Source organism: Clavibacter lycopersici (genome assembly GCF_003576405.1).
Classification (GTDB): Bacteria; Actinomycetota; Actinomycetes; order Actinomycetales; family Microbacteriaceae; genus Clavibacter; species Clavibacter lycopersici.
This window is the reverse complement of the sequence record NZ_QWGT01000205.1, coordinates 1-5,025: the sequence shown is the minus strand read 5'-3', so window position 1 is coordinate 5,025 and position 5,025 is coordinate 1. Positions and strand designations below refer to the sequence as shown.

At 73.3% G+C, this 5,025-nt stretch carries 6 protein-coding genes; 5 read left to right on the top strand and 1 reads right to left on the bottom strand.

From position 1 onward, the window contains the following. The 5 genes from DZG00_RS12140 to DZG00_RS12120 all read left to right on the top strand — a co-directional run. Positions 1-682, top strand: a 682-nt coding sequence (locus DZG00_RS12140; RefSeq protein WP_147359990.1) for an MFS transporter, incomplete at its 5' end; no start/stop codon positions are given. Between the two features lie 305 nt (positions 683-987). Next, positions 988-1,473, top strand: a complete 486-nt coding sequence (locus tag DZG00_RS12135) for a hypothetical protein (RefSeq protein WP_119382551.1) — start codon at positions 988-990, stop codon at positions 1,471-1,473. A gap of 101 nt (positions 1,474-1,574) precedes the next feature. Further along, positions 1,575-2,159: a DUF305 domain-containing protein gene (locus DZG00_RS12130; protein WP_119382554.1), complete on the top strand. Its 585-nt coding sequence runs from the start codon at positions 1,575-1,577 to the stop codon at positions 2,157-2,159. Between the two features lie 329 nt (positions 2,160-2,488). After that, positions 2,489-3,178 carry a M23 family metallopeptidase gene (locus tag DZG00_RS12125; RefSeq protein ID WP_119382552.1) on the top strand — a complete coding sequence of 230 codons (690 nt, stop codon included), beginning with the start codon at positions 2,489-2,491 and terminating at the stop codon, positions 3,176-3,178. Positions 3,179-3,390: 212 nt separating this feature from the next. Continuing rightward, positions 3,391-4,257 (top strand): oxidoreductase, encoded by an 867-nt coding sequence (locus DZG00_RS12120; protein WP_119382553.1) that lies wholly within the window; start codon positions 3,391-3,393, stop codon positions 4,255-4,257. Positions 4,258-4,285: 28 nt separating this feature from the next. Here the strand turns inward: DZG00_RS12120 and DZG00_RS12115 are convergent. Beyond that, positions 4,286-5,025, bottom strand: a 740-nt coding sequence (locus DZG00_RS12115; RefSeq protein ID WP_119455662.1) for a LysR substrate-binding domain-containing protein, incomplete at its 5' end; no start/stop codon positions are given.

The window sequence follows — 5,025 nt, the reverse complement described above, 5'->3', positions numbered from 1 at the left end:
CGCCGCGCACGCGCACGCGCCGGATCCCGAGGGCGACGTCGCGCGCGCCGCCTCCCCGCGCGCGCTCGGCCTCGTCGCGAAGTACGGCGTGCTGCTCGCGCTCGTGATCATCGCGTCCGGCGGCGCCATCGTGGAGGACGCCGGCAGCACCTGGTCGGCCATCTACCTCTCGCGCGACCTCGGCTCTTCGGCGTTCGTCGCGGGCCTCGGCTTCATCTCGCTGCAGGGCATGCAGTTCATCGGCCGGATGCTCGGCGACCGCATGGTCGACCGGTTCGGCCAGCGCGCCATCGCCCGCCTCGGCGGCGTGCTCGTGCTGGTGGGCATGGGCGCGGCGCTCGCGTTCCCGAGCATCGTCGGCACGATCATCGGGTTCGGCATCGCGGGCTTCGGCGTCGCGACCCTCATCCCCGCCGCGATGCAGGCGGCCGACGAGCTGCCCGGCTTCAAGCCGGGCACGGGCCTCACCATCGTCGGCTGGCTGCTGCGCCTCGGCTTCCTCGTGTCGCCGCCGGTCGTGGGCGCCATCGCGGACGCCTCGTCGCTCCGCTTCGGCCTGATCTTCATCCCGGCCGCCGGCCTCCTCGTGCTGGTGTTCTCGCGCGTGCTCGCGACGCGGCGGGAGCATCCGGCGGCGCAGTCCCTGGCTGCCGCGGACACCGCCCCCGGCCGCGAGCTGTAGGGCGCACCACCAGCGCGGCGAGCTGGCGCTGCACACGCAGACTCGTCGTGCTCGCCCGCGCGGATACCGAAGCCCCACCCGAGCGGTCCGACTCGGAGACACCCGCATCGGGTCGCTCCGAGACGCGTCGCGGTGAGGCGACTCCAGGAGACATCGAGCGCCCCGTGGACAGGCTCCACGTCTCGACCGCGAGACGGCACGGAGCAGAGCGGACAAGCGGGTGTGAACACCTGTAGCCCGTATGGTGTTCGCATCACGATCGGGTAACGTACGCCGAATGTCACCGGCAACAGGAAGGGGTTCGCATGGTCACCGTGTCGACTCCGACCCTGCATGACCGCCTCGCCGGGGCCCCGTTGCTCGGGTTGCTGGTGAAGCTCGTGGCTCTGATCGCCGTGGTCGTCGGCCTGGTCGTGATGAGCCCGACCGCTCAAGGCTGGGGCGAGTCCCTCGGTACGCCGCACGTGCACGCCGCCCATGACCTGCACGCCGCCGGCACCGGCCATGGTGTCGGCGACATCCACTCGGACGTCGCGGTGGAACCGGCCTTCGTCACCGAAGCGCCTGCGTCCGATGTCTTCTCCTTCGCTGAGCTCGGCGGCGTGGTCCTGGCGGCATCCGCCAGCATCATGCTCCTCGCAGCCCTGGGCATCGCGATCCGCCGGGTGCTCCGAAGCGCCCCTCACGTCGATGACCCGCTGCGTCGTCGGCTTCTCCCGCGCATCGCCTCCGCGACGGCTCGGCCGCCGGCTCCGCCGACGCCTGCCGCGCTGTCCGTCTTCCGCATCTGACCCGTCCTGCATCGACCAGAGACCTGGGCTGATCCGCGGCGCCGTGCGCTGCACGGATCCGGCCCTGCCATCCCGATCGCATGGACAGGACCAGACAGACGATGAAGAACACCACCCCTCTGCTTCGCGCCGGCGTCGCCCTCGCGGCCGCGCTGACGCTGACCGGTTGCGCCACCAGCGGCACCGGGACGACACCTGCGACGAGCGCCTCCGCGTCCGCCGGGGCCACCAGCACCCAGGTCAGCGCTGCGGACGAGATGTTCGTCAAGATGATGCGCCCGCACCACGAGCAGGCCATCGAGATGAGTGACATGCTCCTCGGCAAGACCGGCATCAGCCCCGAGGTGACCGCCCTGGCGACGGAGATCAAGGAAGCGCAGGTCCCGGAGATCGAGCAGCTGTCCGCCTGGGCGGAGCAGTGGGGCATCGATGGGATGTCCGGCATGGACCACGGCATGGGCGGCATGATGTCCGACTCCGACATGCAGGAACTCGACGCCGCCGAGGGTGCCGAGGCCGAGCAGCTGTTCCTCAGCCAGATGATCGAGCACCACACCGGCGCCATCGAGATGGCGCAGACCGAGATCGACGACGGCCAGGACCCGGACGCCATCGAGATGGCCGAAGGCATCGTCGCCACGCAGGAGGACGAGATCTCCCGCATGCGCGCGCTGCTCGACTCCTGACCCCTCCTCCCCTCTCCGCTTTCCGCAGCGCGGACGGTCACATCGTGGTGCCGTCCTGCCTGCCTGCCCCCGAAAGGCACCCCGTGCACAACGCGACACCCCCCACGCGCAGGCCGAGCAGGCGCCGTGCCCGCGTCGCTCCGCCGGCCGACACCGCTTCCGCCCGACGCGCGACCTTCGAGCACCCCGAGCCCGCCCCGGTCACCCGCCGCCCTCTCACCTGGCAGCAGGAGGCGCGCCGCCGAGCCCGCACGATCCAGGTGCACACCGCGCCAGCAGCGAGCGTGCGGCGCACCGGCACCAGCCCATGGAGGACCGCCGTCGGCGCGATGCTCGCTGCCGGCGCGATCGCCGTGACGTACGGCCTCCCGGCCTACGCCGTCCCCGACGACATCGCCGGCGGTGCAGTCACCTTCCACGACCCCGCCACCGGCGAGATCCAGACCCTGCAAGTCGACGGAGCCGCATACACGGTCACGAGCGAGCAGGGCTTCTCCGTCACGCTGCCGCCGCCTCCCCCGCCGCCGCCCGTCGTCCCCGTCCAGACGCTCAGCACCACGTCCGGTGCCAGCTCCGCGCTGTCCGCCGTCCCCGCGGGCACCGAGGTGCGCTGGCCGATCCCGTCGTCGATGCGCATCTCGAGCTCCTTCGGCCCACGGGCCTCCCCGTGCTCGGGCTGCTCGTCCAACCACCAGGGCCTCGACTTCGACCCCGGGAACGGCGCCGGCATCCAGTCCATCGCCCGAGGCGTCGTCCGACAGGTCGTGAGCTCCAACTCGGGGCTCGGCGTCCACGTCGTCATCGATCACGAGATCGACGGGACGCGGATCAGCAGCACGTACGCGCACATGCAGTTCGGGTCCGTCCCCGTGCGCGCCGGACAGGTCGTCGACGCGGGCGACCCCGTGGGACGGGTCGGCACGACCGGTGCCAGCACCGGCCCGCACCTGCACTTCGAGCTCGCCTACGGCTCCAAGCGCATCGACCCGTACCAGTGGCTCAGCACCCACGTCCGATGAGGTCCAGGCCGTGCGGGCCCGCCCTCTGAGGCGTGCCCGCACGGACCTCGAGCTCGCCCACCGACGCGGAGCGCTCGCGCTCCGACGCCCCACGGCACGACCCGCGCGTGCACGCGGATCCGCTCACGGGCTCCTGCGAGTGCGGGCGCGCCGCGCGACGGTCGCGGGAGAGTGGGCGCACGCCGCCCGCCGCGCCACCCGAGAGGATCGCCATGCCGACCGACCTGCCCGGAGGGCTCTTCCCGCTCGCCCACGACCTCACCGTCACGCGCTTCGGCTACGGCGCCATGCAGCTCGCGGGGCCGCGCGTGTTCGGGCCGCCCGCGGATCCGGACGCCGCCCGCGCCGTGCTGCGCGAGGCCGTCGCGCTCGGGATCACGCACATCGACACGGCCGACTTCTACGGCCCCGGCCACACGAACGCGCTCATCGAGGAGGCGCTGTTCCCGTACCCGGAGCGCCTGCACATCGTGACGAAGGTCGGATCCCTGCGCGACGCGAAGGGCCGCTGGCCGCAGGCGCTCTCCGCGGCCGAGCTCCGCCAGGCCGTCTACGACAACCTCACGCACCTGACGCTCGACGTGCTCGACGTCGTGAACCTCCGCGTGGGCGCGTTCGACAGCCCGACGGACGGATCCATCGAGGAGCCGTTCACGGCGCTGGCCGAGCTGCAGCGAGAGGGCCTGATCCGCCACCTCGGCGTGAGCAACGTGACGGCCGCGCAGGTGGCAGAGGCCCGCGCCATCGCGCCGATCGTCGAGGTGCAGAACCACTACAACCTCGCCCGCCGCGACGACGACGCGCTCATCGACGAGCTCGCCGCCGACGGCATCGCCTACGTGCCGTACTTCCCGCTCGGCGGGTTCTCGCCGCTGCAGTCGGAGACGCTGGCGCGCGTCGCCGCCGACCTCGGATCCGCGCCGCTGCCGGTCGCGCTCGCCTGGCTGCTGCAGCGGTCGCCGAACGTGCTCGTCATCGCGGGCACGTCGTCGGTGGAGCACCTGCGCGAGAACGTCGAGGGCGCGCGCATCCAGCTGCCCGAGGACGCGCTCGCGGAGCTGGAGGGCATCGGCGGCTGACGGAGCGGACGCAGGTACTCGCCGCGCGTCAGGCGGGGCCGTTCCGCTCGGCCGCCTCCGCCGCGGCATCCGCCACCCGCCGCAGCGCCGCCAGCACCACGCGGACGGGCGCCTGCGCGAGCGCGTCCGGCCGGGCGAGCACGTCGACGTGACGCACGAGGGTCGGGCCGAGGACCGGCCGCAGCACCATCCCGTCGACCGCGAGCGGGGCGCCGGTCGTGCGCGGCATCACGGTGATGGCGTCGCCGGTCCGCACGATCTGCGCCGCGACCGAGAACTCGTTGACGCGGTGGACGATGCGCGGCGCCTGCCCGATCAGCGCGCCGAGGTGGTCGAGCACGCCGGCGAGCGGGAACCCCGCGTGCGTGGAGATCCACCGCTCGTCGCGCAGCTGCTCCGGCGTGATGCCGGCGGACGACGCCAGGGGGTGCCCGGCGTGCAGCGCGACGTCGAGCGGCTCCACCAGGAGCGGCACGACCACGAGCCGGGCGGTCGGCCACGGCGGATCGTGCGGGAGGCGGTGCGCGACGACGAGGTCGTGATCCGCCGTGAGGCCCGCGAAGTCGCCCTGCGCCACGTCGGCGTCCGCCAGGGCGACGCTCGTGCCCGATCCCCCGGCACCGGCCAGCGCGGCGAGCAGCGGCCCGAAGAGCGCGAGCCCGGCGCTGTGGAACGCGGAGACGCGGACGGCCCGGGCGTCGTGCTCGAGGAACGACCCGACGGCGTCGCGGGCCGCGGCGAGCGCCTCGTCCACGCGCACCGACGCCG

Bases quoted from the DNA above. Each gene is read 5' to 3' on its own strand.
- DZG00_RS12125 (WP_119382552.1), top strand. From the start codon at position 2,489: ATGCTCGCTGCCGGCGCGATCGCCGTGACGTACGGCCTCCCGGCCTAC.
- DZG00_RS12135 (WP_119382551.1), top strand. From the start codon at position 988: ATGGTCACCGTGTCGACTCCGACCCTGCATGACCGCCTCGCCGGGGCC.
- DZG00_RS12130 (WP_119382554.1), top strand. From the start codon at position 1,575: ATGAAGAACACCACCCCTCTGCTTCGCGCCGGCGTCGCCCTCGCGGCC.
- DZG00_RS12120 (WP_119382553.1), top strand. From the start codon at position 3,391: ATGCCGACCGACCTGCCCGGAGGGCTCTTCCCGCTCGCCCACGACCTC.